Consider the following 3308-nt stretch of genomic DNA (forward strand, 5'->3'; position numbering starts at 1 on the left):
GCATTTTGGTAAGAAGACTCAGTTTGGTCTGTTAATGCCAATTTTGTTAGGGACTGATGGGGTACAGAAAATGTCTAAGTCTCTAGGAAATTATGTGGGTTTATCGGAAGACCCTCTGAGTATGTATTCTAAGTTGGAAAAAATTCCTGATGACCAGATAGAACAGTATTTTGAACTATTGACTAATTTATCTCTTGATACTCTGCCAGAAAATCCTCGCGAAAGACAAAAGTTGTTGGCTTTGGATATTGCGTCTCAGTACCACGGTAGGGAAACTGCTTTGTCAGCTCAACAAACGGCTTTGAAAGTGGTGCTTGAGGGAGATATGAGTCAAACTGACGCAGTGCCAGAGTTTTCTTTGGCTACTGTGGAGTTTCCAGCGAAGTTGTTTTATGTTGTTAGTGCTAGTGGTTTGTGTAAGAGTAGCTCTGAAGCTAGGAAAAAAATTGCTGGGGGAGCTGTACGTTTGGATGACGACCGTATTTCAGACCAGAATTTGACTTTTGACTCTCCGGTAGACCTTGATGGTAAGGTTCTACGGGTGGGTAAGAAAAATTTTGTCCGGTTGGTGAAGAATTAATTAATACTTTTGTTAAAACTTAAAGTCTGAAAAAATTAGTAGAGAGAAATTCTGACTCTGACCGGGGGAAATTCTCTAGGTGGAAATGACTCAAAACTACAACGTCTTAGTTTTTTTTTCTTTGACTGCCCAGAAATAGACAACCCTCGAATTTCTGATACTGAATACTCAGACTCAAAGTCTCAAAAAATTAGCTGAATCGCCGAGAAGTCTCACACCATATTTATGCAGATTTGGTGTTAGATGAATCGGCAGCAAATTGAATGGGTTCGATGCTCATTTAATTTGCAAATATCCTACCAGAAGCTTTCGCCCTGGTTGAAAAACTTGTATTATGATGTTGCCTATAACTCTGGAAATTTTCCACCATGCGCACTGCCTACCAATATAAATTAAGGCCAAATAAAGAACAGTTAGCCACAATAGAAATGTGGTTGGAATTGTTGCGTCGGCAGTACAACTATAGGTTAGGGGAGCGGTTCTCGTGGTGGGAAGAAAATCGCTGTCCGGTTAATGCTTGCCCCTTGGTGATGCCCATTCCTCAACTAAGAGAAATTCCAGATTATTACTCTCAAAAACGAGATTTGGTCAATACCAAAGATAAGTTTTGTGAATACAAGCTAATTCATTCTCAAGTTTTACAGGATTGCATAAAACGGGTAAAACTTGCCTTTGATAGATGGTTTAAAGCAGACAAAAATGGACATAAATTAGGGAAACCAAGGTTTAAAGGAAAAGGACGTTATCGCAGTTTTACTTATCCTCAAATCAAACAAAACTGTATTGAAGGAAATAAAATTAATTTGCCCAAAATAGGAAAGGTAAAGTTAATTCAGCATCGTCCAATACCAGAAGGGTTGACAATTAAAACTGTTACTATTAGTCGTAAAGCTGATGGTTATTATGTGACTTTATCCCTAGAAGAAAAATCAGTTCCAGCTTTGACAACTAAAGTTGAACCTACATTAAAAAACACTCTGGGAATTGATATGGGGTTGAAGGAATTCTTAGTAACAAGTGAAGGAGAATCTGTCCCCATACCCCAATACTATCGAAAATCTCAGCAGCGATTAAAGACTCTACAGAAACGTTTATCTCGAAAGAAAAAAGGTAGCAAAAGGTGGTTAAAAGCTGTTAAAGCTGTAGCCAAACAACATAAAAAGGTCGCTGATAAACGTAAAGACTTTCATTTCAAAACAGCCAATGAATTGTTATCAAAAGCTGAGGTTATCGCCCATGAAAACTTAAATATCAAAGGGCTAGCAAAGACCCGTTTGAGTAAATCAATTAATGATGCTGGATGGGGCAAATTCCTATCTATTTTGACTGTCAAAGCCGGAAATGCTGGACAGAAAACTGTAGGAGTGAACCCCAAAAATACTAGCCAAGATTGCTCAAATTGTGGAGAAAAAGTCGATAAAGAATTAAACATACGAACCCATTCTTGCCCACATTGTGGTGTTGTGATTGACCGCGACTTGAATGCAGCGATAAATATAAAAAATAGGGCGGTAGGGCATTCCGTCTTTAAAGCTCGTGGAGCCCGACGGGATACCGGGGCTGCGAAACGAGAAGCCCACACTAAGCTGAGGCTATAGTGTGGGAGATGTCACTTTTTTTGTTTGACTGCCCAAAAATAAGCTACCGAAAATTAAACAATACTAGCGAAAGTGATTAATATTGATAAAATTATAGTCCCGTTGGATGTTCCGACTGAGGCAGCAGCGATCGCTCTGATAGAAAAATTACCGGAAATAATCTGGTGGAAGGTTGGTCTAGAATTATTTGTTAGTTGTGGCCAAAAAATTCTATCCATTCTCAAAGAACGTCAGAAGCGGATTTTTCTGGATTTAAAGTTTCACGATATTCCTAATACTGTTTCTGGAGCTTGTCGATCTGCTGCTAGTTATGGTGTCGATTTGTTGACTATCCATGCTACGGCTGGCAGAGTAGCTTTGACTGCTGCTCAAGAAGCTATTGTGGAAGGGGCAAAAGTTACAGGACAAAATCCTCCCAGGTTAATTGCTATTACTATTTTGACCAGTTTGACTTCTCGTGATGTGGCTTTTGACCTCAAAATTCCCCTGGAGTTGCCAGAGTATGCTTTGCAGATGGCTTTGTTGGCTCAGGAATCTGGTTTAGGTGGGGCGGTTTGTTCTCCTCAAGAGGTGGAACAGTTGAGGCGGGTTTGTGGTGATGATTTTGTGTTGGTTTGTCCGGGAGTGAGGCCAACTTGGGCAGAGAAAGGAGACCAGAAGCGATCGCTTACTCCATCTCAAGCTATTAAAGCTGGAGCCGATTATCTTGTTATTGGCCGACCTATTACTGCTGCTGCTGACCCAAAAGAGGCTTTGGAGCGCATTTGTCAGGAAATTTAAGGGGCGTTTTATTCAAAGTATTGCTATGTTTGATGCTCGATTGTTTCAAACGTCACTTCAGATAAATAGTACTATACTTAGGTTGAACAAAAAGTCATGCGTAGGTGCGAACGCCTCCCAATAATTACATACTATCAGGATTTTTGGCAGAATGCAAGGCTAAATATCTTTCTATTTTTTTGAGCTTCATAAAATGATAAATTGCCTTTACTTCTAAGCTATCCCTCATAAAAATGACAAAAATATTGCTATAACAGTGGCGATTAATTACCGTTAGGAAATTCTCAAATCCTCCAACTTATTAAATTTTTGGAAAAAACTGCTGAACAGTAAATATTTTTCAGACATGA

General features: G+C 39.4%; 3 protein-coding genes. All 3 read left to right on the top strand.

Going from position 1 to position 3308, the window contains the following annotated elements; all coding sequences use genetic code 11:
- Positions 1-580 (top strand): tyrosine--tRNA ligase (gene tyrS, locus AC3DU7_RS29290; RefSeq protein WP_488042771.1); only part of this gene is annotated, 580 nt, incomplete at its 5' end.
- Positions 581-948: 368 nt separating this feature from the next.
- Positions 949-2178 carry an RNA-guided endonuclease InsQ/TnpB family protein gene (locus AC3DU7_RS29295; protein ID WP_488042772.1) on the top strand — a complete coding sequence of 410 codons (1230 nt, stop codon included), beginning with the start codon at positions 949-951 and terminating at the stop codon, positions 2176-2178.
- A 75-nt stretch (positions 2179-2253) separates the two neighbouring features.
- Complete coding sequence (gene pyrF / locus AC3DU7_RS29300) at positions 2254-2958, top strand: orotidine-5'-phosphate decarboxylase (RefSeq protein WP_488042773.1); 705 nt, start codon at positions 2254-2256, stop codon at positions 2956-2958.
- Positions 2959-3308 lie beyond the last annotated feature (350 nt).

The sequence above is a fragment of the Okeania sp. genome, assembly GCF_983059655.1.

What these genes read in the sequence shown, in the direction of transcription:
- AC3DU7_RS29295 (WP_488042772.1), top strand. Translation starts at nt 949, where the DNA reads ATGCGCACTGCCTACCAATATAAATTAAGGCCAAATAAAGAACAGTTA.